The sequence below is a fragment of the Corynebacterium lizhenjunii genome (assembly GCF_011038655.2).
Taxonomy (GTDB): Bacteria; Actinomycetota; Actinomycetes; order Mycobacteriales; family Mycobacteriaceae; genus Corynebacterium; species Corynebacterium lizhenjunii.
This window is the reverse complement of the sequence record NZ_CP064954.1, coordinates 735,257-760,259: the sequence shown is the minus strand read 5'-3', so window position 1 is coordinate 760,259 and position 25,003 is coordinate 735,257. Positions and strand designations below refer to the sequence as shown.

Genomic DNA, 25,003 nt, shown 5'->3' with positions numbered 1-25,003 from the left:
GACACGAAGGAAGAAGTTTAATGCGAAGCACGACTCAGCGCAGCGGCACCGGCCGCCACCGCAAGATCACCCCCTCGCAAACCGCCAAGGGCCGCATGGCCCTCTTCACCGTCGCCGCTGGCGCAGTGTCCTCCGCTGGTGTGGGTGGCGCCGCCGCTGCCTCCCTGCAGAGCAATGCCCCCGCCACGCCTAATGTCCAGCTGGCCAGCACCTCTAACCCATTGGAAAAGGCTCAGCCAGAGCTTGCCGAGGCCCCCTTGGACGCCGCACCCCAGGTGCTCACCATGGCAGAGGCCAAGCCAGTGACCAACCTCACCGAACAGCTTGAGAAGGCCATCGAGGCCTCCGTAGCCCGTGCCGCGGCTGACGATGCCGCCCGTGCACCATCTGTTTCCCTCCCCGCTGTGGGCGTATTGACCTCCCCCTTTGGACCGCGCTGGGGCAGCTTCCACAGCGGCATTGATATCGCCAACGCCAACGGCACCCCAATCCTGGCCGTGATGGACGGCACCGTTATCGACTCCGGCCCCGCCTCCGGCTACGGCAACTGGATCCGCATCCAGCACGAGGATGGCTCGATTTCCGTCTACGGCCACATGGAATCCCTCGACGTTACCGTGGGGCAGCACGTTGTCGCCGGCCAGAAGATTGCTGGCATGGGCAACCTGGGTTTCTCCACCGGCACGCACCTGCACTTTGAAATCCACCCGGACGGCACCAACGCTGTAGACCCGGCCGCATGGCTGGCCAGCCGCGGTATCTCCGTTTAAAACGCACGCTTTCATTACTTCTTCCCCAGACCCGCTCCGGCGGGTCTGCTTGCGTTTTCGGGTTATGCACTAGTCCCCTAGTCCCATCCGTCACGCGTTGAGGCTCAGGAACGGATCAATCCGGGTTTTGGGATAGGGCTTGCCAAAGTTGTGGTTACCCGGTAAGTTACCGAGTAAGTTACCCACTAACCTACTGCCTCGTAGAAAGATGCGCCCTATGTCGGTTAAACATAGCCTTCTGGCATTGCTGGCCCGCGCGCCAGCAACAGCCAGCACCATTCAGCAGGAATTTGATACCCAGCTCGATGGCCTCTGGCCACTCAACATAGGCCAAGTCTCCCAGACACTTGCCCGGTTGCAGCGCGACGAGCTCATCGCATCCGCCGGGACCACCACAGGACCCACCGGGCGCACGGCGGAGCTGTATGCCTTGACTCCTGCTGGCCAAGCAGAACTCGAACACTGGTGGTCTAGCTCGATTAGCCGTGGTCCCTCAGAGCGCGACGAGCTGGTGCTCAAACTGGCGCTTGCAGCACTACGCCCGGAACTCGATTACATCGACATTGTCGATACGCAGCGCTTCGCCACTATGGAAGAACTGCGTGCACTCAACACCGCTAACCGTTCACTGCCTGAAGATCGCAATGCCCAACGCTTGGCCACCGAGCGGCGCATCTTCGAGTTAGAGGCCACTTTGCGCTGGCTTGACCGCGTAGAAGCCCTATCCCCCATCGAAAGGACCTCCCATGAATAACTACGCGCCCCTACCGCTGGAACTAGATAACGTCAGTTGCGTCTTCGGTTCCGGCCCCCGCACCGTGACTGCCCTGGACGGGGTCAGCCTGCAGCTCAAGCCAGGCGAGCTAGTAGCCGTGATGGGCCCGTCTGGCTCCGGAAAGTCCACATTACTCAACGTCGGCGGGCTTTTGCAGCAACCAACCTCTGGGCGGGTGCTGCTAGAAGGCGTGGATGCCGCCGCACTATCGCCCAACAAAACCGCAGAATACCGCCGCCGGCACGTGGGGGTGGTCTTCCAAAACTTCAATTTGGTCTCCGCGTTGACGGTGGGCGAAAACGTCACCCTCCCTCTGGAACTGGACGGACTCAGCAGCGCTCAGTGTCGCGAGCAGGCAGAAGCCGCATTGGAAGAAGTTGGATTAGCTGGCACAGCGGATCGCTTCCCGGAGGAGATTTCCGGCGGACAAGCTCAGCGCGTGGCGATTGCCCGCGCCCTGATTGGTCCACGCAAGGTCCTCTTGGCAGACGAGCCCACCGGGGCCCTGGACACCAGTACTGGCGAGGCCATTATGAATGTACTGCGCAGCAAGATCGATGGCGGTGCCTCCGGGATCATCGTCACCCACGAGCCCCGCTTTGCCGCATGGGCAGATCGCGTGGTGCTGTTGCGTGACGGCCGTGTCACCACCCCGCAAGGAGGAAGCCATGCCTAGCTATCGCGCTGCAATTAAGGTCAGCCGCCGGGAGCTACTGCGCTTTCCCAAGGCATTCTTGGCCGGTTTACTACTCATTGCCCTACCTGTGGCAATCCTTACGGGTTATAGCCTGCGGGAGCACTCGCTTACTGAGGTACTAGACCCCGTGCGCGCTGCCGCGCCCCAGGAAGAAATCACAGCCGAATATGTTGGGGGTACGTGCACACAAACTCTCGACGCCACGTTCGAGTGCCGCATGGCCGATGGCACAGTCATCGACAGGCATGACTTGTCAGAGACAGACATACCGAGTCTGGCCACCGTGGAAGCCGCGTTGGGGCCGGATTTCACCGTCCAGGCCGTTGTGAACACTTCGGCGCAGCTAGAATTCCGCGGAGAGCAAGTTAATGGTGGACTCCTGCAAACTCCAGCCAGTTTCATCTCCCCTGCGGCCAACATTAGCTTGCAACAAGATGAGATTATGCTGCCCAAGTCCCTGGCCAAGCAGCTGGGGGTCAGCGTAGGCGATAGGATCCAAGTCAGCTCGCGCGGCCTTACCCGCAGTCTCACGGTGGTCAAGCTGTCCCCACAAAGGCAAGCAGTGGTTGCCGCTGGCTCCTTCTTTGACCTGGAGCACTCCGCGCCCTATGACCCAACTTTTTCTGTGCAGTGGCACATCCACTCTGCTCGCCCGCTGACGTGGGAGGACATAGAGCGCGCAAACGCCCACGGCGCCATTGTGCAATCTCGCTCCTTCATCGACACCCCACCGGAAGGCACCCCGGCAGAAGTACGCGAAGACGCTGAGAGCTGGACCTCCTATAGCGGTTCCTCACAGTGGCACAAGGTCCTCGATGCCATCGAGACAGCCATTGTCTATTTCGTAGCAGTACTGAGTATCTTGCTGTTTATCTCGCCGGTATTCGCGCTGACTCTTACACGCAATACCCGGGTCTTTGCACTACTGGCATCCCAGGGGGCTACCCGCAGGCACCTGCGCGCCGCCGTTTTCTTCAACGCTGGGTTGATCGGCGTCATAGGCTCTAGCCTTGGCACCGTGGCAGGTCTCGCCGCTGGTTGGGCCTGGTGGAACTACGATGCCCCCGGATGGTCTCCAACGGTGCCCTGGGGATGGACGGCAACCATATGGGGTACGGCCATCCTGGCAGCGCTTGGCGCCGCTGCTGTGCCCGCGGTGTTGTCTGCCCGCAAGGCGCTGGCTCAGTCACTGGCCGGCGCGCAACCAGACCGCATTTTGGCATGGAAGCACTGGATGGGCGTGGGCCCCGGTGTCTTGGCCGTGAGCATTCTAGGAAGCTACGGGGTATGGCTAGCACAGCCCGAATTCCTCCACCACCCACGTATGGAAGACTTGCTCATGCCGCTGCTGCTTCTAGCCCTCGTAGGCGGCACTGCGGCCTCCACACCGGCGCTGATAGTGGCCGTGTCCTGGCTGTGCCAGCGCGGCCCGCTGGCGCTGCGCGTTGCGGGGCGAAGCCTCACCCGGCAAAGCCTGCGGTCCATCCCGGCCGCTGCCGCTGTGGCTGCCCTAGCTGCGGTATGTATGTTTGCAGATACCGCCTCCTCAACGGCTAACGCCCATCAGGCTGCCTGGAATCAGGCCTTTAGCCCCAATAACCTGGCCGTAGTTCATGGCGAGGATGCCTCTGCCATTCCTACTGTGGTTAATCAGCTGCGCAACGACTACGGCAACATAACCACCACGGACATTGTTTCCGTCAAAAACCTCAACGGGTACTACGCAGGCGGCGACTCCGCTGCACGAGAGGTGATGCTCACTTTCCCAGAAGCCATTGACTGTGCTCAGGGACGGCGCTATTCAACGGACCCCTATGATGACAGCATCATCCACCCCAATGGAGCCGACGCCCGGGAAGATGCCGCTGCCGCCCGCGATTGTCTGGGCAGCTTTAATCAAGAACCCCAGTTCCCGGCCCTCGCCCACAACGCGATAGTTCCGATCGTGGATTCGAGCACTATGGACCAAGTCCTCGACCTGTATACCTTTGCTTCGCCGGAGGACAGGGCGAAGGCGGCCGAGACCCTGCGCGCCGGAGGTGTGCTGGTCAGCCGCGGCGCAGGGCTCAACCACCTCGATAACGCCACGCTCCAGGCAGGTTTCTACGACGACGGCGTGGACTACTATGCCGCCGAAGACACCCCAGATCGCACCAGCACCGCACAGGTTCCGATAGCTCCAGTGCTCTCAGTTGGCACTGCGGACGCCTTAATCCTCAGCGCGCCAGCTGCCAAGGAGTTGGGCCTAGAGTCCCAGCGCGTGGCCACCGTGGTGCACTTCCCCACAGACATCGGTCCCCACCTGGCCAACAAGCTCACCAAGGCAGTGCCGGAAGATATTAACCTGTCAATTTCGGTGCCGTGGTTTCCGCTGGGAGCGCTACCGGAGCTGATTGCTCCTGTGGCTGGCATCGGCGTGCTCTGTACATTTGCGCTCATTATTGCACTGTCGGCGGCAGCTGTGCGGCGGGAGTCCGGGGTATTCCACCAGCTAGGCGCAACGGAAGGCTTCACCGCACGCGTCGCAGCGCTAACCTATGGCGGTATTGCCGCCGCCGCACTGTGGTGTGGGCTCCTCGTGGGCGCGGCGTTTGGTTTCTTGACCACCGCCCGCGATTCCTACACGGTGGCCGGGGACCTCTACCAGCTGGGCACTGCCGCCTTCTTCCGGTGCAGTTGGGGCATGGCGGTGCTGGCATTGACGATGCCCCTGCTATGCGCCGGGTTGGCTTGGTGGGTCCACCGCCCGCAGGGCTCCGCCTATGCTGCTCGCGGTGAGTCCAGCGGCTCTCGCGGGCTCGTGTAGCACCCCCGTGTTCTACCCCCGTTCACTCAAGTAGGGCTTTACACTGGTCACAATTTTCACATCGGTAACACGCGTAACAAGCTGGCATGTTCGACAATTTTTCGAAACTTCGGCCCTCTACCAGCAATTTTTACACATTGCCAAGGCGCGGCGGAACGGATAACTTTTATTCCGTTGCCACAAAAGGCGGCCCAAGCGTGGAGCGACACGCCGCCGGCATACTGATTGCCCTGTGACCATTAACGTGCAAAGGACCTCATTGATGAAGCGCACCCACCTAGTCGCCGCCGGCGCCATCGCGCTGGCTGGCGTTCTGGCCTCCCACGCTTCGGCGCAGACCCCGGCACTGTCCCTGAACTTTACTCAGGGCTCTTCTGGCGAGCCCGATGCCGCCGGCCTGCTGGGCGCCGCAGTCGGACTAGCCAAGGCTGCTGACGGCATTGCAAACAACGGCGTCATCCCCCAGGTGCGCTACCAGTCCAACCAGATCAACGTGGTGCTCGACCCCTCCGTGGTACCGGGCCTGGCAGAGGCTCTGGCACCGGCAAACCCGGCCCAGTTGCACCCGGGCATGCGTGGCACTTCGCCCTCCGGCTACCCGGTGGTCTTCCCGACCTCAGGTACCTTTACCTCCGGGTTCGGTATGCGCTGGGGGGCTATGCACAACGGCATCGACGTGGCCAACCCTGTGGGAACCCCTATCTACTCCATCATGGATGGCACGGTCATCTCTTCCGGCCCGGCCCAGGGTTTCGGCAACTGGATCCGCATCAAGCATGATGATGGCTCTGTGTCCGTCTACGGCCACATGAGCGCTAACTCCCTGCTGGTAAGCGAAGGTCAGCGAGTCACAGCAGGCCAGCAGATTGCCTCCATTGGCAATGAGGGCCACTCCACTGGCCCGCACCTGCACTTTGAAATTCACCCGGATGGTTCCACCCCGGCTGACCCGCAGGCGTGGTTTGCTGCGGCGGGAATCCCGTTCTAGAGCTTTTCCATCGGCACACCACCAATGAGCATCAGCCGAACGGTTCCGGCCGAACCGAAGTCGATGGTCACGGTGGCTCGCGGGCCACGGCCATCGGCAGCAATCACTGTGCCCAACCCATACTTGGCGTGATTGACGCGGTCACCAACAACTAAATCAAGCTCGTTGTTCTGCGGTTTAGGCTGCAGGCGTTGCGGGGTGCGAACGGTTCGCTGCGTTGGGGAAGACGCGGAAGGCCCGTGGTACCACTCGCCACGCAGTGAGCTGTGGTGTTCTTCCCGGCGCCAGTCGAGGAGGTCCTCCGGGATCTCTGCGAGGAAGCGGCTGGCCGGATTCGTAAGGGCATTGCCCCAGGAGGAACGCACCAGAGCCCGCGAGATATACAGCTGCTCACGGGCGCGGGTAATGCCCACGTACGCCAGGCGTCTTTCTTCACTAAGCTCCTTGGCGTCTCCCAGCGCGCGCATGTGCGGGAATTGGCCATCCTCCCAACCGGTGAGGAACACCACGGGAAACTCCAGGCCCTTGGCCGTGTGCAAGGTCATCAGCGTGACTACTCCTGCCCCGGTATCCGGGATTTGGTCCGCATCAGCTACCAAGGAGACCTTCTCCAAGAAGGCCTGGAGGGAGCCTGCACCCTCCCCCTCCTCCTCCGCGTCATCCCACGCCATCTGGTTGGCGGCTTCGGAGCTAAACTCGTGCGCCACGGAGACCAACTCATTGAGGTTGTCCAGTCGCGCCCCGTCCTGCGGATCATTGGAGTTCTCCAGCTGTTCGCGGTATCCGGTAGCATCCAGCACCGCCCGCACCAGCTCGCCCAAGTCCGGCTGCCCGGTTACCTCATTAATCATGGAGGGGACCTGCTGGGCTATGCCCTCCATCATCTGGTTAAAGCGGGCCACGGCATTGCGCCCGCGGGGGCTTAGGCCCGGGACACGGCCTTCGGCGGCATCATGCAAAGCCTTGCCAAAACTGATTCCCTGGTTCTGGGCGTGCAACGCAATCTGGGCCTGCGCGGTATCCCCAATAGCGCGCTTGGGCACGTTAATAATCCGGCGCAAGCTCACCGTGTCATCCGGGTTGTCAATAATGCGCAGGTAGGCGACCATGTCCCGGATCTCTTTGCGCTCATAAAAGCGGGTGCCACCTACCACCTTGTATGGGATCCCAGAGCGAATGAAGATGTCCTCTATAGCGCGCGATGCATTATTGGTGCGGTACATGATCGCAATATCAGACAGACTGCGGCCTTGGTCGTGGATTTTATCCACCTCTTGGGCAATGAACCGTGCCTCATCGTGTTCATTATCCGCCACATAGCCAATAATCTTCGTCCCGGCACCGTGCTCGGTCCACAGTTTCTTCTCCCGGCGGCCCTCATTTTGGGCAATCACCGCATTAGCAGCACTCAGGATGTTTTGCGTAGAGCGATAGTTCTGTTCCAGCAAAATGGTGCGCGCCTGGGGGTAATCGCGCTCAAATTCCTCGATGTTGCGAATGGTCGCCCCGCGGAAAGCGTAGATGGACTGGTCAGAATCACCCACCACGCACAACTCCGGTTGGCCATTGCCGTCGCCCACCAGTGCCGCAACCAAGGCATATTGCGCGTGGTTGGTGTCTTGGTACTCGTCAATGAGCACATGCTTAAAGCGGCGACGGTAAAAGTCCACCACCTGCGGGTGTTCGCGGAAGATGCGCACTACTTCCCCAATAAGATCATCAAAGTCCACCGCATTGGCCGCACGCAGTCTGCGTTGGTATTCCGCATAGACATCCGCAACCGCTTTATCGAAGGGATTGCGGGCTGCCACCGCTTCTGGTCCAATCAGCTCATTTTTAAAGTGAGAAATCTGGTTGGCCAGCACTCGTCCGGTGAACTTCTTCAGGTCCAGATTCTGTTCTTTGGCAATCATGCTCAGCAACCGGCGGGCATCATCACCATCGTAGATAGTGAAGTTGCTATTGAGCCCCGGTACCAACTGGGCGTTCTGGCGCAAGATGCGCACGCAAATAGAGTGAAAGGTAGACACCCACATGCGCTCTGCCACGGGGCCCACCAAAGCGCCCACGCGCTCCTTCATCTCCGCCGCGGCCTTATTGGTAAAGGTAATGGCCAGCACTTCCCACGGGGCCACGTGGTGACGGCGCATGAGGTAGGCAATGCGCCGGGTCAGCACGGCAGTCTTGCCAGAGCCTGCTCCCGCCACAATCAGCAACGGCGCACCGATGTGTTCCACGGCAGCCCGCTGCTGGGGGTTGAGCCCTGCCAGCAGGGAGTCTGCGGGGGCATCGGCAAGCTGCCCACCAGCAGGCGAGACATCGGCAGGCGCGGTGGCGGCAGGGCGGCGGCTAAAAGGCGAGACATCGTTCATAATGAGGATCCACCGTACTAGCACCAGCGCATCCCTGCCGAATGCCAAGTTTTCCTATTGCCAGGTGCGCGACTAGATTTAACGCCATGAGTGAGGCTCAACTCCCCGACTTCGAGGTCCGCATGCCCAGTGGCACGGATGATCCGCTCTCGGATGCCGAAATTCAGCGCTACCGGGAAGAGATCAACCGTATGGACCGCATTATTTTGGACGCCGCCAAGCGTCGCCAGGAGATTTCCCAGGCCATCGGGCGGACTCGCATGTCCTCCGGCGGCACCCGGCTGGTGCATACGCGCGAAATTGCCATTGTTAACCAGTTCCGCGATGAGCTGGGCGAAGAAGGCCCGGCCATCGCTTCTGCCTTGTTGCGCATGGGCCGCGGCAAGCTGGGTTAGGGTCAGCCTGGGCTAGCGTCAGCCTGGGCTAGGGTCAGCCTGGGCTAGGGGCAGCCTAGGGCTGGGGTAAAACCAGGATCGGATTATAGCTGGACTTTATAACGATGAACGCAGTACTTATTGCCGTGATCATCATGCTGGCACTCGCCATGTTGCGCGTGCACGTGGTGGTCTCTTTGTTTATTGGTGCGCTTGCCGGTGGGCTGCTGGCCGGGCTGGGGCTCGACGGCACGCTGGTGGCTTTCCAAGAGGGCCTGGGAGGCGGGGCGAAGATTGCGCTGAGCTACGCCCTGTTGGGCGCTTTTGCCATGGGGGTTGCGGCCACGGGACTGCCGCAGCTGCTGGCCAATCAGCTCTCCACCCGTATTGGCGGCGCGGGCTCGAAATGGCTGCTCATCGGGGCATTGACGGCCATGGCCGTGATGAGCCAGAACCTCATCCCCGTCCACATTGCGTTCATTCCTCTGCTGGTGCCCCCGCTGCTCAAGGTGATGAACTCCCTGCGCCTAGACCGGCGCCTGGTGGCATGCTGCCTGACGTTCGGGCTAGTGACTACCTACATGTTTGTGCCGGTGGGCTTCGGCTCTATCTATCTCAATGACATCTTGCTGTTCAATATCCAGGAGGCAGGCTTGGACACTGCGGGCATGAACATCATGTCCATCATGGCCATTCCTGCACTCGGCATGCTGTGCGGCCTGCTGGTGGCGGTGTTCTTTAGCTACCGGTCGCCGCGCGACTATGCCGATGCCCCCTTGGCCGGCCAGCCTGCTCCAGCCGAGGTGGTCCCGTTTAAAGTTGGCGTGGCCGTGGTGGCAATTGTGGCCACCTTCGCGATGCAGATCGTGATGCAGGCCCTGGACTTTGCGTCCGACGGCCTGATGGTGGGCGCCTTAACGGGTCTGGCTATTTTGCTGCTCACCGGCGCGGTGCAGTGGAACCAGGCTGATGATGTGTTTTCTTCCGGCATGCGCATGATGGCGCTCATCGGCTTCATTATGATTACCGCGCAGGGCTTTGCTGCGGTGATGTCCGCAACAGGCCAGGTGGAGTCCCTGGTTGCCGCGACGGCGGAGCTCTTCGGGGACAATCAATTCGCCGCCGCCGGAGCCATGCTGGCAGTGGGGCTGGTGGTCACCATGGGCATTGGGTCCTCCTTTTCTACCTTGCCCATTATTTCTGTCATCTTTGTGCCCTTGTGCTTGTCGCTCGGCTTTAGTCCGGCAGCCACCGTGGCAATTATTGGTACTGCGGGCGCGCTGGGCGATGCCGGCTCGCCGGCCTCCGATTCCACCTTGGGGCCCACCGCGGGCTTGGGCACCGACGGTCAACATGATCACATCCGCGACTCCGTGATCCCTACCTTCTTACACTTCAATCTGCCACTGCTGGCAGCAGGCTGGGCAGCGGCACTGATCCTCTAATTCTGCGCTACGGTAGTACCCAGGTACTACCGACAGAAAGGACCCCCATGTCCCCCTCCCAGCTCGAAGCTCTCGCCCGCGATAATTCCTTGAACCTCCGGGAGCTTTTTGCCACCGACCCCAATCGCGCAGCCACTTGGACTTTTGATGCCGCTGGGTGGCATGTGGACCTGTCCAAAAACCTCATTGATACCCACGTCCGGGACGCCCTAATAGACACCGCTCGCGCAGCCGGCCTGGAGCAGGCCCGCGAAGACTTGTTTAGCGGTGTACACATCAACACCACAGAAGATCGCGCGGTACTCCACACGGCACTGCGCGCCCCGGCTGGCACCCGCCTGGAGGTAGACGGCCAAGACGTCGACCACGACGTCCAGGAGGTCCTGGCGCGCATGGAAGGCTTCGTGGCGCGTTTGCATAATGGGACCTGGACCGGGCACACCGGCAAGGCGATTGACACGGTGGTCAACATTGGCATCGGCGGATCCGACTTGGGCCCGGCCATGGCGGCCCAGGCCCTGCGCACCTACCATGTAGGCACCATTGCCGCCCACTTTGTCTCCAACGTGGACCCGGCGGATCTCAGTGCTACGCTGGCGCAACTGAACCCGGAGACCACGCTGTTTATCGTCGCCTCCAAGACGTTTACCACCCAAGAAACCCTGGCTAATGCCCACGCAGCCCGCCGCTGGGTGCTCGACGCCTTTGACCACGATCAGGCTGCTATCGCCCAGCACTTTGTGGCGGTATCCACTAATGCACAGAAGGTGGCTGAGTTCGGCATTGATACCGCGAACATGTTCGGCTTTTGGAATTGGGTAGGCGGGCGCTATTCGGTAGATTCTGCCATTGGGCTTTCGCTTATGGCCACCATCGGGACGCAAAATTTCCGGGACTTCCTCGCGGGTATGCACGCGATGGATACCCATTTCCGCACTACGGCTCTTGAGTCCAACGTTCCTGTACTCATGGGGCTACTGGGGGTATGGTACACCGACTACCTGGGTGCGCAGACCCACGCGGTATTGCCGTATTCCCAAGACCTGGCGCGCTTCCCGGCGTATCTGCAGCAGCTAACCATGGAGTCTAACGGCAAGTCCGTCACGCACTCCGGCCAGCAGGTCTCCACGCAGACCGGGGAGATTTATTTTGGGGAGCCCGGCACCAACGGCCAGCACGCCTTCTTCCAGCTCTTACACCAGGGCACCCACCTGGTGCCCGCGGACTTCATTGGTTTTGCCAACCCGCGCCAGGATCTGGCCACCGCCAGCGGGGAGGGCTCCATGCATGATCTGCTCATGGGCAACTTCTTTGCCCAGACCAAGGTCTTGGCCTTTGGCAAGACTGCGGAAGAGATTGCCAATGAAGGCGTGGATCCCCAGCTGGTCAATCACAAGGTCATGCCGGGCAACCGCCCCACCACCACCTTGCTGGCCCCGGAGCTTTCCCCATATGCGCTGGGCGCGCTGATTGCCTTGTATGAGCACATCGTCTTTGTCCAGGGCGTGGTCTGGGACATCAACTCTTTCGATCAGTGGGGTGTGGAGCTGGGCAAGCAGCAGGCTAATGACCTAGCACCGGCGGTGTCTGGGGAGCAAGCAGTCAACTCTGGCGATACCTCAACGGACAGCCTGATTCGCTGGTACCGCACCCAGCGCGAAACGCCTGCATAATTCCAAGAGGTGCGTTATAATATGCACCTCATGAGCCCTCTCTCACGCCTCTTCCCTCTCTTCGCCATCTTGCTGGCGGCTGCAAATATGCGCACCGCCATCACGGGCTTGTCTCCCCTCCTGGCCCAAATCCAAACCGAATTGGGCATGAGTTCCACCATGGTGGGCCTCATTGGCACCGTGCCCACGGCCATGTTTGCCTTCGGCGCGTTTATACTGCCACGCATCCGCCAGCACTTAACGTTAAGCCAGCTGATGCTTGCCGCCCTGCTGCTCAGCGCCACCGGGCAGGCGTTGCGGGTGGTTTATCCTTCCCAATGGGTGCTACTGGCGGGGTCAGTGGCGGCACTGTGCGGTATCGGCGCACTCAATGCCGCCATGCCCCTGGCCGTGCGGGAGTACTTTCCGCAGCGGGTGCCGTCGGTAACCATGGCGTATCTGCTGGTGTGTCAGCTGGTGCTCACCGCCGCCCCGGTACTGGCGGTGCCCTTTGCCGCCCGGGCCGGCTGGCAGGTTGCCGTGGGCGCGTGGGCGGTCCTGGCCCTGGTGGCTGCCCTGGCCTGGGCACCGTTGCGCTCCCAACAGGCTGTGCTTGCCGATGCCCCCTCTTTCCGCCTGCCCGTCTGGCGGACCCCCGTGGGGTTGGGGCTAGCGTTCCTCTATGGCTCCAACTCCCTGGTGGCGTACACGGTGATGACGTTTTTGCCCAAGGTTTTTATTGAGGCCGGCCGCAGTGCGGAGTTCGGGGCCGGGATGCTGGGCATCTGGTCCGCAGTGGGGTTGCCGGTGGTATTGGCCGGCCCTTGGCTGGCGGGCCACCTGCCCCGACCTTTTCCCGTGGTGGTCACCGCAGGGGCGTTCTTTAGTGTTTCGCTGCTGGGGCTGGCCTTTGCCCCGCTGGCTGCGCCGGTGTTGTGGACGGTGCTGTCCGCGCTGGGGGCAATCGTGTTTTCCATGGCCACGGTGCTGGTCAACCTACGGGCGCGCACGGCACAGGGCGCTACGTCATTAACGTCGTTTGGCCAAGGGGTGGGATATACCATTGCTTGTGTAGGCCCCTTTGCTACTGGCGCGTTACGGCAGGTCTCGGGCTCTTTTGCCGCGCCTTTGGCGGTGCTCTCCGTCATCGGAGTGGTCACTGTGGTGGCAGGATTTTTTGCCACCCGGCCGGTGTATGTCGAAGACCAGCTTGCTAGGCGGGCTGGCACTGAGGGCACCACCAAATAATGCGCTCATAGTCTTCCCCCAAGCTGGCCTTAGCAATGGGGGTGCCGCAGCGCCTGCAGCGGGCGTTTTCGCGGCCGAAGACATAGGTGGTCTCCCCGGCGCGACGCACGCCAGTGCTCACCCGAACTGGGGCATTGCGGTTGGCCCACATGAGCCGCCGGGCAATATCGACTATGGCCGGGACATTGGTTTCCGCCACGGCCCGGCCGGGGTGCACCCCGGCGATGAAGCAGGTCTCTGCCCGGTATTCATTGCCTATGCCCGCCACGTTGCCCTGGTCCAATAATGCCACGCCGATGGCGCGCTGCGGTTGGGCCTCAATGCGGGCAATGGCCTCTTCCCGCAGCCCATTATGTTGCCACTGGGGATCCAGAATGTCGGGACCTAGGTGGCTAATACGCTGGGCATACTCACGCTGCGGGAAGACCTCCACCATGCCTAAGCGGTGCCCCACCACTTCTACCTCCCCCAGTCGCAGCACCACGCGCGCGGTGTGGGCGGGCTGGCGCCAGCGCTGCCCGGCGCGGTAAATGCCCCAGCGTCCATCCATCTTCAGGTGGGTATGCAGCACCAGCGGCGCGTGTTCGGGGTGGGCAAAGGACATAAAGAGGTGCTTTCCGTAGGGCCATACTCTGGTGCACCGCCAGCCTTGCACATTGACGGTGGCAAAGCGGGGTACCCGAATGGAGCACGCTGCCACCACCTGCTGTTCCATGAACTTAAGTTTCTGGGATAGCTGAAGGACGGAATCTCCCTCGGGCATGGCTCTCCTTACTCACTCCAGTATTCACTGCAGTATTCACGGCAGTATTCACTACGTTTTGAGAAACCCGCACTCCCTTTGGGGTAATCCCCAATCCGGCTGCGCGCAATTGCTTTGCCAACTCAGAGCCAAAGATTGGCTGGCCGTTGGCCTTTTCGATTACCAGCGGCGCCAAGCGGTCTGCGGTGACTGCCTGGCGCAGCCCGTCTACAATACCGGCGACTACTTCTTGCTGGTCAATTCCCGCCGGAAGCGCCGCAAAGAACGTGGTCAAGGTCTTGCCACCCCGGGTGAGGTGGGCCACGGGGAGTCCATCCATGAGCACCACCAGGGCGCCTGCGGCGCGGGAGGGGCGGGCGGCATCACCATCGCCTTCGGGCCACGGCAACGCCGCACCATAAGGGTTAGCGGGATCAGCCGCTGCCAACACATGAGTCTCGACGGTGGTAGCACCCGAGGGCCACCCGTGCACATCGGGGCTATCTGCCAGCCCCCGCAGGCGGTCGATAACCGCCGGGGTAGAAAACTGGGCTGCGCCTAGCCCCTCGATGACATAGCCGCGTATGGCCTTCCCGGACTCTTCAAACCCCGATAAGACTTTATACGCTAAGGCGAAGCCGCCCACCGTGTCTTCTGCGACCACGCTGCCGCGGGTAAGGACCCCGTAGCGCTCCAGCCATCTCTGCCCCAGAGTGACTGACCGCGAGGTGACATCGCCAGGCGCGACTGTAAGCCCCCAGCGCCCGGCCAGGTCCGGGGCCAGGCGCCCACTGCGCCCACGCCGCGAGCGCGTCGGCCGGCCAGTGGTGGCCAAGTGGGCGCGAATGGGGGCGAAAGAATCTGGACTGACCAGTCCCGCTTCCACCAGGCCCCACAGGGCCTCGCGCAGTTCCACACTGGTAGCAGCCACCCGGCCGGCCACCTCAGCAACTAAGAAGCTACCCCCACCGCGGAAGGCCTCCAGCAGCTGAGTTTGCACCACGGTTAGGCCCTCGGTATTCGCCTGGGGAGCCAGGTCCGGGGCATCCTCGGTGGGCAGCAACATGATCCAGGGATCATTAGCCGCCGCCTTTCCCGCGCCCACAATGAGCACCTCGCCATTAGCGGTGAGCTCATCCAACATCGTCGGATGGTAATTAGCCACGCGTGCTGGGAGCACTAGCGACTCCCACGCCGACGCCGGCAGGCGCACCCCAGCGAGCTGCTCTATCACCGCAAATACGCCATCAACCCCGGCAAGCTGCCCGCCCACCTGCTGCCACTGCGGCAAAAAGCGCCCGAACGTCGCGGCCGACACCGGTTCTGTGGCCGCCCTCGCCGCCGCCAAAGAACGGGAGCGAATAGTGCGCAGCACCTCCGCAGCCACGTACTCCTCCTCCGCCACACCTTGACGGTAGTGGCCCTGGACCAGCCCGTCTAGGCTGGCCAGGACGGTGTGTGCAGCCGAGGGGGACAGGCCGAGGGCATCGGCAAGCTCTGGCACCGTAAACGGACCGCGAGTTCGGGCCCACCGCGACACCAGCTGCGCCAAAGCGTCAGTAATGGTGGCCTGCTGCGCTGCAATGCCTGGCGGCACCGGCACGCCCAAGCCATCGCGCAACAACGGCGCGTCTAGAGCCTGCGCCAGGTGCTCCACCCCACCAATGCGCACCCGCATAATCCGCTTGCCCAGGCTCTCCACAGCGCTGAGCGGAACCTCTGCATGCTCGCCCAGCTGCGCCACCGGCACCGGGCCCACCACCCTTAACAAGTCAGCCACCTGCTCGGCGCTGCGGGCCCGCCGCTGGGGAGTCAGCCACTGCAACTGGGCGTGGACATCTGCGATGATGTCCGGATCCAACAGCTCCCGCAGCTCAACCGTGCCCAACAGCTTCGCCAGCAACGCCGGATCCAAAGCCAAGGCAGCAGCCCGCTTTTCCGCCAGCGGACTATCGCCTTCATACATAAACGCGCCGGTGTAATTGAACAGCAGCGAAGACGCAAAGGGTGAGGGCTGCTGCGTGGTTACCTCTGCAATGCGAATGCGGCGCTGCGCCAGATCGCGCATGGTCTCCTGCAGCGCGGGGAGATCGTAGACATCTTGCACACACTCCCGCACTGTTTCCAAAATGATGGGGAAAGACGGATACTTGCGCGCCACGTCTAGCAACTGCTCCGCGCGCTGGCGCTGCTGCCACAACGGCGCCCGCTTGCCTGGATTGTGCTGGGGCAGCAACAAGGCCCGCGCCGCGCACTCCCGGAAACGAGAAGCAAAGAGCGCAGAGTTACCCACCTGTTCTGTGACAATCTGCGCAATCTCGTCTGCGTCAAACAGAAAGAGGCCGGCGTCCGGGACGGACTCGCCCTCCGGAATGCGCAGCACAATGCCATCATCACCGGCCACCGCCTGCGGGTCCATGCCGGTGAGCGTGGCCACCCTGTGCCCCACTGCCAACGCCCACGCGGCATTGACCGGCCGGCCAAAGGGGGTGTGCAGCACTACCCGCCAATCCCCTAGCTCATCGGTAAATCGCTCTAGGAGCAGCGTCTTTTCATCCGGGACCAGGCCCGTGGCCTCCTGCTGCTCCTCTAAGTACGCCAGCAGATTACGGCGGGCGCGGGCGTCGAGCCCCTGCGGCACGCGCTGCGGCTGGGCGTGGGCTTCTCGGCGAAATGTCCCCAGCGCCTTTCCCAGTTCATAGGGCCGCCCGGGCTGATCCCCATTCCAAAACGGCAGCCGCCCCGTGTGCCCGGGCGCGGGGCTGACCAGCACCTGGTCCCGCGTGATGTCTTCAATTCGCCACGAAGAGGCCCCCAGGGTAAACACGTCCCCCACCCGGGATTCATAGACCATTTCCTCGTCTAGCTCACCTACCCGCCGTGGGGAGTCGGAGCCGCCAACCAGGAAGACCCCGAACATGCCGCGATCTGGGATAGTTCCGCCGTTAGTCACTGCGACGCGCTGCGCCCCCGGGCGGGCGGTCAACTGGCCAGACAACCGGTCAAAGACCACCCGTGGGCGCAATTCCGCAAAATCTGTGCTGGGGTACACCCCAGAGACTAAGTCAATGACGGCATCAAAGACCTCCCGCGCCAAGTCGCGGTAGGGCCACGCCCGGGTGACGGTGGCATACCACTGCTCCACGTCCAAAGTCTGCGCTACGGCCACCGCAGCAACGGTGTGCTGCGCCAACACATCCAGGGGGTTGGACGGTACCCGCAGTTGCTCAATCTGCCCGGCGCGCATGCGCTCCACCGTCACAGCGGTCTGCAGCAGGTCGGCGCGGTGCTTCGGGTAGAAAGACCCCTGGGAGACCGCCCCCACGGAGTGCCCGGCGCGGCCCACGCGCTGCAACCCGGAGGCCACCGCGGGCGGGGACTCTACCTGCACTACCAAGTCCACCGCCCCCATGTCAATGCCCAACTCCAAGGAGCTGGTGGCCACCACCGCACGCAAGGAGCCTTCCTTGAGCATCCTCTCCGTCAAGGCGCGCTCATCCTTAGACACCGAGCCGTGGTGGGCGCGGGCGATAAGCGCCGGGGCGGTTCCGGCCACATCAACTTGCTTCATCAGCTGCGCCGGGTCCCGGCGAGTGGTGGGAGAAAGAGCGTCCGGATCATGCTCTTGAGCATAGAGCTCATTGAGCCTGCTGGTCACACGCTCTGCCGTGCGCCGGGAGTTGACAAAGACCAGCGTAGAGGTGTGCGCCATGACTTCCGCATAGAGTTCCTGCTCGATGTGGGGCCAAATAGATTTGGCGGTGGGCAAGGCGGAGTCGCTGGCGGTGATGCCCGCCTGATCATCGATGGTGAGCTCCCCAATGGTCGAACCTGGCTCCGGCACGGGCAGGTCAGACATGTCCTCGACCGGCACGTGCACTCCTAGGTCCCAGTGTTTGTCTCCCGGGGGTGCGATGATCTCAACGGAGCGGGTGCCGCCCAGAAAATGCGCCACTGTTTCTACTGGGCGCACCGTGGCGGAAAGCCCGATGCGCTGGAACTCCCCGGCCACCTGCGTCAGGCGCTCCAGGGTCAACGCCAGGTGCACTCCCCGCTTGGTGCCGGCTACCGCATGAATCTCATCAATAATCACCGTATCGACCGTCTGCAATATGCCAGACGCTTTCGAGGTGAGCATAAGGTAGGCAGATTCCGGGGTGGTGATGAGCACATTCGGCGGGCGGCGCAGCTGACGGTTGCGCTCCGCCTGCGGGGTATCCCCAGAGCGCACGCCCACGCTAATGTTGGGCTCCTCCAACCCCAGGCGCTGCGCCACCCGGGCAATGCCCGCCAGCGGTGCGCGCAGATTATTCTCTACGTCTACTCCCAGGGCTTTTAGTGGGGAGATGTAGAGCACCTTCACGCCTGCCGATGCCCCCTGCCCCTGCGACTGGCCCTGTGTGTGCCCCTGTGCGCCAACGGGCAATGCCATTTGCCCCTCCCGCTCCACCAGGGCATTGAGTGCCCACAGGAAGGCCGCCAGGGTCTTGCCAGAGCCGGTGGGGGCTACCACCAGGGCGTGTTTGCCTGCGGAAATGGCCTCCCAGGCTTGTTGCTGCACCGGGGTGGGGGCGGCGAAGACATCTGCAAACCACCCCGCGACTTGGGGGCGGAATTTGCTCAAGATGTTTTCAGGCATGCCTTAGACTGTAGCGCGCAGGGTGGACATGGGAATGTACGCTAGTGGACATGACCCGCGAACTTTCTGACTCCCGCCTGACAAACCACATCGCCGAAGGCTGCGGCGAAATCCTCAAGGGGGTGCGCACCAGCGGATTGTTGCGTGGGCGGGCATTGGGCGACGCCGGGGATGTCCTGGCCCAGGAGTGGATCGCCCGCGTGCTGGCCCAGCACCGTCCTGAAGATGGCTTTTTGTCTGAGGAAGCCACGGATAACCCCGCGCGGCTAAAGAAGGACCGGGTGTGGATCGTCGATCCCCTCGATGGCACCAAGGAGTTCTCCACCGGCCGTCAAGACTGGGCCATTCACATCGCCTTGGTTATCAACGGCATCCCGGAACACGCTGCGGTAGGCATGCCGGACCTTGGCGTGACGTTTAAGTCTTCCGATGTCCGCGCGGTCACCGGCCCCTTGTCTAAGCGCTTTGTGGTGTCCCGCAATCGCCCGCCTGCGGTGGCGCAGTACATTGCCCAAGAGATGGGCTTTGAGACCAAGGGCATCGGCTCCGCAGGTGCAAAGGCCATGCACGTGTTGCTGGGTGACTTTGATGGTTACATTCACTCCGGGGGCCAGTACGAGTGGGATCAGGCCGCCCCTGTGGGCGTGGCGCGTGCTGCTGGTTTGCACTGCTCCCGCCTGGATGGCAGCCCCATTACCTTCAATAATGAGGACACCTTTGTCCCGGATCTGGTCATCTGCCGTCCGGAGATTAAAGACGAGGTCCTAGAGCATGCCGCCGCGTACGCCGCCGCCCATGGCGGCTACTAGAGCCGGTTTAGCCTAGACTGGTCACTTATGATTCCGACTCCGTATGAGGACCTGTTGCGCCGCGTCTTTGAGGAAGGTGCAGAGAAAACCGACCGTACTGGCACCGGCACCCGCTCCCTCTTCGGCGCGCAATTGCGCTACGATCTCTCGAAGTCTTTTCCCCTACTCACCACTAAGAAGGTCTACTTCCACGGTGTCATTGGGGAGCTACTGTGGTTCCTGCGTGGCGAGTCCAACGTGGCTTGGCTGCAAGAAAACAACGTCCGGATTTGGAACGAGTGGGCAGATGAGTCCGGGGAACTAGGCCCCGTCTACGGCGTGCAATGGCGTTCTTGGCCCACCCCGGATGGCCAGCACATTGATCAGATCCAGCGCGCCCTCGATACCCTGCGCGATAATCCTGATTCCCGTCGCAACCTGGTCTCTGCGTGGAATGTGGCAGAACTCGACCAGATGGCGTTGATGCCCTGCCACTTGCTCTTCCAGCTCTATGTCGCCGACGGAAAGCTGTCGTTGCAGGTCTACCAGCGCTCTGCAGACATGTTCCTGGGCGTGCCTTTCAACATCGCCTCTTATGCTGCCCTGGCCCACATGTTTGCCCAGCAAGCAGGCCTCGAGGTGGGCGAGCTGATTTGGACTGGCGGCGACTGCCACATCTACAACAATCACTTTGCCCAGGTAGAGCAGCAGCTAGCCCGCACCCCGCGGGAATACCCCCAGCTCAAACTGCATCCCGCTTCCTCGCTCTTTGACTACGACTTCGATAACTTTGAACTTATCGGGTACGACCCCCACCCGACTATCTCCGCGCAGGTCTCCGTCTAATGTTGGGGGCAATCTGGGCGCAGTCCCGCGACGGCATCATCGGCGATGGCACCTCCATGCCCTGGCACGTTCCAGAAGATCTCCAGTACTTCAAGAAGATGACCATGGGCGCGCCCGTCCTCATGGGCCGGCGCACTTGGGAGTCGCTCAACCCGCGCTTCCGTCCCCTGCCCGGTCGCGACAACCTTGTGCTCTCCCGCCAGGCCGCGGGCCCCTGGTCTGCTGGTGCCACCGTGGTGCGTGAGCTTTCCGATGCCCCCTCAACCAGCTGGGTCATCGGCGGCGGCCAGGTCTACGCCGCGGCACTGCCATACGTTGACCGGATCGAAGTCACCCTCATGGGCGCTGACATTGGCGGCGCCCTAGGAAGCGCCGCTGTCTACGCCCCCGCTATTCCCGCCGAGTTTTCTCTGATCCAGGAGTCGGACTGGCTCACCAGCTCCGAGGGCCACCTCACTTTACCCGGAATACCTCCCAGCGACTTGCCGTTGAAGTACAAGTTCCTCAGTTATGAAAGAAAGGAAGCCGCCTAAAATGAGCGTTGAAACTCCCCAGACTTCCGCCCACGTCACCATCTTTGCTGCGGACTGGTGCCCGTTTTGCAACAACCTGCGCAAGCGCCTCGACCGCACCGAAACGCCCTATGACCTGGTAGACGTGGAGGCCGAAGGCACCGAGGACATCAACGAGTGGATTGAATCTGTCAACGACGGCAACCGGATCGTGCCCACGGTTCTATATTCCGACGGCACCCACGCCACCAACCCGGAAGCCTCCGCCGTACGCGCCAAGCTGCGTGAACTCACTGGCGAGTCCGCCTAGCCCACCCGTTACCACTTGGTCCACCGGCCTGGTAACCTTGTACCCCGGCGGCCACGCCGCCCACGCCCCAGTAGCTCAGGGGATAGAGCACGGCTCTCCTAAAGCCGGTGTCGGAGGTTCGAATCCTCTCTGGGGCACTTTTCCTGCAGCTCACTGACGGGAGCTTTTGCCAGTCACGGGCTGTTTACCTTATAGCCGAAACAATCCCGCTATCCACCGAGACCGAATCCTCTTTCACACTCAAGTCTCAGATCGCGTAGGATCCAGGCATGACCACGCAGCGACCTTCATCCAACAGTGCCTTAGCGCTTATCACGCTCGAAGGCACCCGTTTTGATGGCGCAAAATTTCACGATGCCGCTTTCCAGACAAACCTCCACGACCCGTTCGTTCCTGCTGCTCGCAAACTCTCATCCCTAAACAAGCTGAGCGATGACTGGATGGGGAAAGGTAGTCGCCGCCCGCAGCCAAAAGCCCTTGTACAGGCCGGTCTGGTACTCACCACCATCAGCCAAGCCGGTTTGACACCTCCACCCGGAGTATTCCCCACAGAAGAAGGTGGCGTGCTGTTCGAATGGGCGTCCGGAACCTACGTGTTCTCCATCGAGGTGGAAGCTGATTCCAGCATCGTTGCCTACAGTCTGTACCCCGAACAGACCAACGGCGATTCCGACGAGGTTGATTCACCAGATCACCTCACCCCAATCATTAAAAACTGGGTGCCGGTAATCAATGGCTGACATCAGCTTAAGCGTCGGTGAGGTCGTCGTTGGGGGCGAACCTGGCGATTCTATGTACGAGCTCTTACTTAGACAGGTCACGCCCCACTGGTGGGTTAATTCCGACGGCTTGCCATCGTCCAAGGCGTTCGGCCCGAATAGTTTTGACAACGGCAAAGCCTCCTATTCCCGAGGAGCTAAAGTCACTGCACAGGAGGCGTTTGACTGGCATAACTCTCACGCGCATAGCCCATCTGTGGGTACCTGGGCCTGCACTGTCGATGAAATACGACAAGCGAACTTAAGGGCTATCGACGACAGCACCGTGATTACTGATACGCCGAAGGCGCCAGGTCATTGCTATGTCGATTTCCGAGGCCTCAAGAAAGCTGAAGAAAGAAACCGACGGGCAATCCTTCTTCGCTACGCACTAGCGCGTGGGATCGTGTACCCAGATACGCCTGTATTTCCAAACTCGAAGTAGGCTCGGCGGCTTTGTGAATCAGTCCTCGTAAGAAATCTCTTGCCCTCGTGCACTCATGGGCATCCTAATTGCAGATAGCCCATTCTCGCGAGTGGGGTTGCCCGCCTTGAATTCCTCCGAACACCAGCTAACTCCCGCGCTGCCGATTCCTAGCAGCCCTGTCCTAGCGTTGCAGCCACCAAACTAAAACATTACGGCCACCAAGCTAAAGCGTTACGGTCTCCAAACATAGTGACGCATTTTCTGCGCTTTAGACACTGCCCGCCCATACCGCAATGTCGTGTTTGTGGAGAAAACGCGTCACCTTTCAGCACTTGGGGGTGCAAAGCGTAGTCCCTATTCCCGTACCCATGCGCCGATAACGCCTGGGATTGCTGGTGGCAAGTCACCGATTAGGGCTCGTTTGTTGGCGTCTTGTTCAATCTTGGTTGTCACCGCTTTGACCCGACCCCGATTATTCGCCCCACCGCCGGCGCCTGCGCCCATCACCGGCATCACCGACCTACCACCTTGCGCAGCAGCCCCGGCTGGTGTGACACCCCCGCGGGCCATTGCGGCACCACCTGACCCGGCACCTGGGATACCACCGCCAACGCCTGGCACACCCCCACCGCCAATACCACCACCGCCACCGGCCCCGCCGAGACCACCAGCGGCTCCAATGCCACCAGCACCACCACCTGCGACTGGCACACCACCGGTCCGACCGGCGGCGTGGCGGCCAGTGTTTCCAGCAACCAGGCCTGGCATAGCACCACCCCAACCACCACCAAGAACCCCAGCACCAGCACCTGACGGGGTTGTGCCCGCTGCACCCATTTTCACCAAGCCACCACCGGGTACCGCTGCCCCAATGGGCGCACCACCCGGTACACCAGCACCAGCGCCTGCGCCATGGCCTGGACCGGATAGTGTCGCTGCTGTGGGACCAGTCAACGACTCCCCCACAGTAGCGGGCAACACGGAATTACCAAACATGCCCGCAACATCGCGGCCAAGGCCACGAACAAACTCTTCTACCCCAGTATCATGAGCCCCCATGCCAGCCACCGGGCGCAACAACCCGTCTGCCACCTCGAAAGATCCTGGGCCTAGTTGGCCTGCCATAGCAGCATCTACCATGGCCTTCGGGATAGATAGTGAATCAGTGCCGTAGCGCCCATCACTACCAGCAATCGCGTTCATACCAGCCTTAGCCAGGCCACCACCGGCAGCCATCTCAGGGCTAGCCAGATTACCGATCTGTGGCAGTGAGGCATCCACCATGAACTGCAACTGGCCCTGCAGGGAAGCAATTGCGGCGCGTTCTGCGACTTTTTGGGCTGCAAGGTCTGGGATTGCCCGGATCACGGCCTCTGCGGTAGCTGCGTGGAGTTTGGCCATAATCCCCAGTGAGTTCAACAAGGATGTGTGCGCCTGCATCAACAATGCGTTGGCAGCAAAATCCGTACCTGTGGCAGCGACTGTGCCTAAGGTTTCTACCGCACGGTCTACAGCTTCCCCGGAGTTATTACTCGCCAGCGCCCCAGCAATCGACTGTAATTGATCCACTGCCTCTGTAGCTGCGATATGCAGATCATTCCACCGGCTGCTGGACGCTACGACTGAGGCTAAGTCGATGGCGTTGATTTCGGCGGCCACCTGGCTAATGTCTAGCCCGGGCAGCATGACCACCGGCGGGACAAAGTGAAGGGTTTGGTAGTCTGCCGGGGGTTGGTCGACAAAGCGAACCTCCAGGAAATCCGGGTTAATCCCCACATGCAACATGTCCAGAGTCTTCGCCGCCAGCGAGTCCTGCCACGCAAACGCAGTAGCTTGATTCTTTAGTTGGCCGCCGATCCAGTCCAGCTGTCCCATGAACTTCCGCAACGTCTCCTGCGCAGACGCCGGATCCCCCTGCAAAAACCGACCATGAATCGCCCCCGCTTCACTGACACCCGGGATAGACGACAAAGCGGAGGACATGCCATTCGCACTTCTTGAGGAGACGCGGAAAAGTATCATTCGCAAATCCTGAAGGGCCTTGGATACCGTGGCGTGCGTATTCAGATTGATGTTAATCATTTGTAGCTCCATAAATTTCTCGTAGTATTTTGGTCGGTACCTCGCACAGCGTGACGCCGCTTGGGACTGACATACCGCTGACATACTCAACTGCGAAGAATCCACGCGGAGTTTCAACGCCCGACATACACACCCCTCGTAAGAGCGGGTCTTGTGAGACCAAAACGGCGCCACCTGGCAAGTCGGCGCTTGGTTCCTCAGCGATCACCAAGCCGCGGCCATCCAAAAGCTGCGACAGGCTATCCGGGTATGCGACAAGCGCTAAAGCCCCGCGCCCCTCGAGCTCTGGTAATTCAACGGGACAAGCATAAGGAAGATAGTGCTCCTGCTCTTCAGGGACAACCTTGAGTCCAAGTTCAGCGAATTGCTCCTGCGAAATGTCCTGACAAGGCTGAAACGGCGTATAGTCCGGCGCATTGGGGTCGAAGGGACCCGGTGCGGGCATTGCAAACCCGGCCGCGGTGGCATCGGCAGATTTGGCTTCGCTGGCCTGCTCCACAACAGGAACAGACTCCGGGCCTGGCGGGGATGGACGTGCGCACCCCGCCAGCGCGAAACAGCCTGTAGCGACCAAAGCAAAAGCAGTGATGAGGGACTGCGCCCGCATAATTGGCTCCTTTCAGTGTGTCTTTCTCTATTGGACTGCCGTAGAGGCGAAAAGGTTCCGGCGTCGGTTAAAAAAATTCCCGTCCACGGCCTGCGGCCTCCACCCCGGCAGGATCATTGCACAACACACGCCATCAACTCCGTTACTAATGTGACAATTGGGGCT

19 protein-coding genes and 1 tRNA gene are annotated in these 25,003 nt (G+C 61.4%); 15 read left to right on the top strand and 5 right to left on the bottom strand.

What is annotated here, in order from left to right; genetic code table 11:
- The first annotated feature begins 20 nt into the window (after positions 1–20).
- The 5 genes from G7Y31_RS03550 (at position 21) to G7Y31_RS03530 (ending at position 6,036) form a co-directional block, all read left to right on the top strand.
- A complete protein-coding gene (locus tag G7Y31_RS03550) occupies positions 21–770 on the top strand; it encodes a M23 family metallopeptidase (protein WP_165007905.1) in 750 nt (249 codons plus the stop codon).
- Positions 771–987: 217 nt separating this feature from the next.
- Positions 988–1,524, top strand: coding sequence for a PadR family transcriptional regulator (locus tag G7Y31_RS03545; protein WP_165007907.1), 537 nt, complete (start codon positions 988–990; stop codon positions 1,522–1,524).
- Positions 1,517–2,221 (top strand): ABC transporter ATP-binding protein, encoded by a 705-nt coding sequence (locus G7Y31_RS03540; protein WP_165007910.1) that lies wholly within the window; start codon positions 1,517–1,519, stop codon positions 2,219–2,221. Before G7Y31_RS03545 ends, G7Y31_RS03540 begins: the two co-directional genes overlap by 8 nt.
- Entirely contained in the window at positions 2,214–5,048 is a 2,835-nt protein-coding gene (locus G7Y31_RS03535; RefSeq protein WP_165007912.1) for an ABC transporter permease, read from the top strand. The genes G7Y31_RS03540 and G7Y31_RS03535 overlap by 8 nt, the downstream gene beginning before the upstream one ends.
- Positions 5,049–5,310: 262 nt before the next feature.
- Entirely contained in the window at positions 5,311–6,036 is a 726-nt protein-coding gene (locus G7Y31_RS03530) for a M23 family metallopeptidase (protein ID WP_165007914.1), read from the top strand.
- On the opposite strand, the gene pcrA is transcribed toward G7Y31_RS03530, so the two are convergent.
- On the bottom strand, positions 6,033–8,408 hold the full coding sequence (pcrA, locus tag G7Y31_RS03525; RefSeq protein ID WP_165007967.1) for a DNA helicase PcrA: 2,376 nt from the start codon (positions 8,406–8,408) through the stop codon (positions 6,033–6,035). The genes G7Y31_RS03530 and pcrA overlap by 4 nt on opposite strands.
- Positions 8,409–8,494: 86 nt before the next feature.
- On the opposite strand from pcrA, the gene G7Y31_RS03520 reads away from it, so the two are divergent.
- From G7Y31_RS03520 to G7Y31_RS03505, 4 genes are all read left to right on the top strand, one after another.
- On the top strand, positions 8,495–8,803 hold the full coding sequence (locus tag G7Y31_RS03520) for a chorismate mutase (protein WP_165007916.1): 309 nt from the start codon (positions 8,495–8,497) through the stop codon (positions 8,801–8,803).
- Between the two features lie 104 nt (positions 8,804–8,907).
- Positions 8,908–10,227, top strand: coding sequence for a Na+/H+ antiporter family protein (locus G7Y31_RS03515; protein WP_165007918.1), 1,320 nt, complete (start codon positions 8,908–8,910; stop codon positions 10,225–10,227).
- A 47-nt stretch (positions 10,228–10,274) separates the two neighbouring features.
- Complete coding sequence (pgi, locus tag G7Y31_RS03510) at positions 10,275–11,900, top strand: glucose-6-phosphate isomerase (RefSeq protein ID WP_165007920.1); 1,626 nt, start codon at positions 10,275–10,277, stop codon at positions 11,898–11,900.
- Between the two features lie 30 nt (positions 11,901–11,930).
- The gene (locus G7Y31_RS03505) at positions 11,931–13,127 is read left to right on the top strand and encodes an MFS transporter (RefSeq protein WP_244977431.1); all 1,197 of its coding nucleotides are present in this window, start codon (positions 11,931–11,933) and stop codon (positions 13,125–13,127) included.
- Here the strand turns inward: G7Y31_RS03505 and G7Y31_RS03500 are convergent.
- Positions 13,093–13,890 (bottom strand): Fpg/Nei family DNA glycosylase, encoded by a 798-nt coding sequence (locus G7Y31_RS03500; protein WP_165007922.1) that lies wholly within the window; start codon positions 13,888–13,890, stop codon positions 13,093–13,095. The two genes, G7Y31_RS03505 and G7Y31_RS03500, sit on opposite strands and share 35 nt — an antisense overlap.
- The gene (locus G7Y31_RS03495) at positions 13,847–18,508 is read right to left on the bottom strand and encodes an ATP-dependent helicase (protein WP_165007924.1); all 4,662 of its coding nucleotides are present in this window, start codon (positions 18,506–18,508) and stop codon (positions 13,847–13,849) included. Before G7Y31_RS03495 ends, G7Y31_RS03500 begins: the two co-directional genes overlap by 44 nt.
- Positions 18,509–18,558: 50 nt before the next feature.
- Here G7Y31_RS03495 and G7Y31_RS03490 point away from each other — a divergent pair, with 50 nt between their 5' ends.
- The 6 genes from G7Y31_RS03490 to G7Y31_RS03465 all read left to right on the top strand — a co-directional run bounded on the left by G7Y31_RS03490 (position 18,559) and on the right by G7Y31_RS03465 (position 21,704).
- Positions 18,559–19,317 carry a 3'(2'),5'-bisphosphate nucleotidase CysQ gene (locus G7Y31_RS03490; protein WP_165007926.1) on the top strand — a complete coding sequence of 253 codons (759 nt, stop codon included), beginning with the start codon at positions 18,559–18,561 and terminating at the stop codon, positions 19,315–19,317.
- 27 nt (positions 19,318–19,344) lie between these two features.
- Positions 19,345–20,142, top strand: a complete 798-nt coding sequence (locus G7Y31_RS03485; RefSeq protein WP_165007928.1) for a thymidylate synthase — start codon at positions 19,345–19,347, stop codon at positions 20,140–20,142.
- Positions 20,142–20,675 carry a dihydrofolate reductase gene (locus tag G7Y31_RS03480; protein ID WP_165007930.1) on the top strand — a complete coding sequence of 178 codons (534 nt, stop codon included), beginning with the start codon at positions 20,142–20,144 and terminating at the stop codon, positions 20,673–20,675. Before G7Y31_RS03485 ends, G7Y31_RS03480 begins: the two co-directional genes overlap by 1 nt.
- A gap of 1 nt (position 20,676) precedes the next feature.
- A complete protein-coding gene (locus G7Y31_RS03475; protein WP_165007932.1) occupies positions 20,677–20,964 on the top strand; it encodes a mycoredoxin in 288 nt (95 codons plus the stop codon).
- Between the two features lie 64 nt (positions 20,965–21,028).
- Positions 21,029–21,101, top strand: a tRNA-Arg gene (locus G7Y31_RS03470).
- A 132-nt stretch (positions 21,102–21,233) separates the two neighbouring features.
- Positions 21,234–21,704, top strand: a complete 471-nt coding sequence (locus G7Y31_RS03465; RefSeq protein ID WP_165007934.1) for a hypothetical protein — start codon at positions 21,234–21,236, stop codon at positions 21,702–21,704.
- A 799-nt stretch (positions 21,705–22,503) separates the two neighbouring features.
- Here G7Y31_RS03465 and G7Y31_RS03460 read toward each other — a convergent pair.
- Together G7Y31_RS03460 and G7Y31_RS03455 are read right to left on the bottom strand one after the other, a co-directional pair.
- Positions 22,504–24,231, bottom strand: coding sequence for a hypothetical protein (locus G7Y31_RS03460; RefSeq protein WP_196823611.1), 1,728 nt, complete (start codon positions 24,229–24,231; stop codon positions 22,504–22,506).
- The gene (locus tag G7Y31_RS03455) at positions 24,224–24,838 is read right to left on the bottom strand and encodes a DUF3558 domain-containing protein (protein WP_165011206.1); all 615 of its coding nucleotides are present in this window, start codon (positions 24,836–24,838) and stop codon (positions 24,224–24,226) included. The genes G7Y31_RS03460 and G7Y31_RS03455 overlap by 8 nt, the downstream gene beginning before the upstream one ends.
- Positions 24,839–25,003 lie beyond the last annotated feature (165 nt).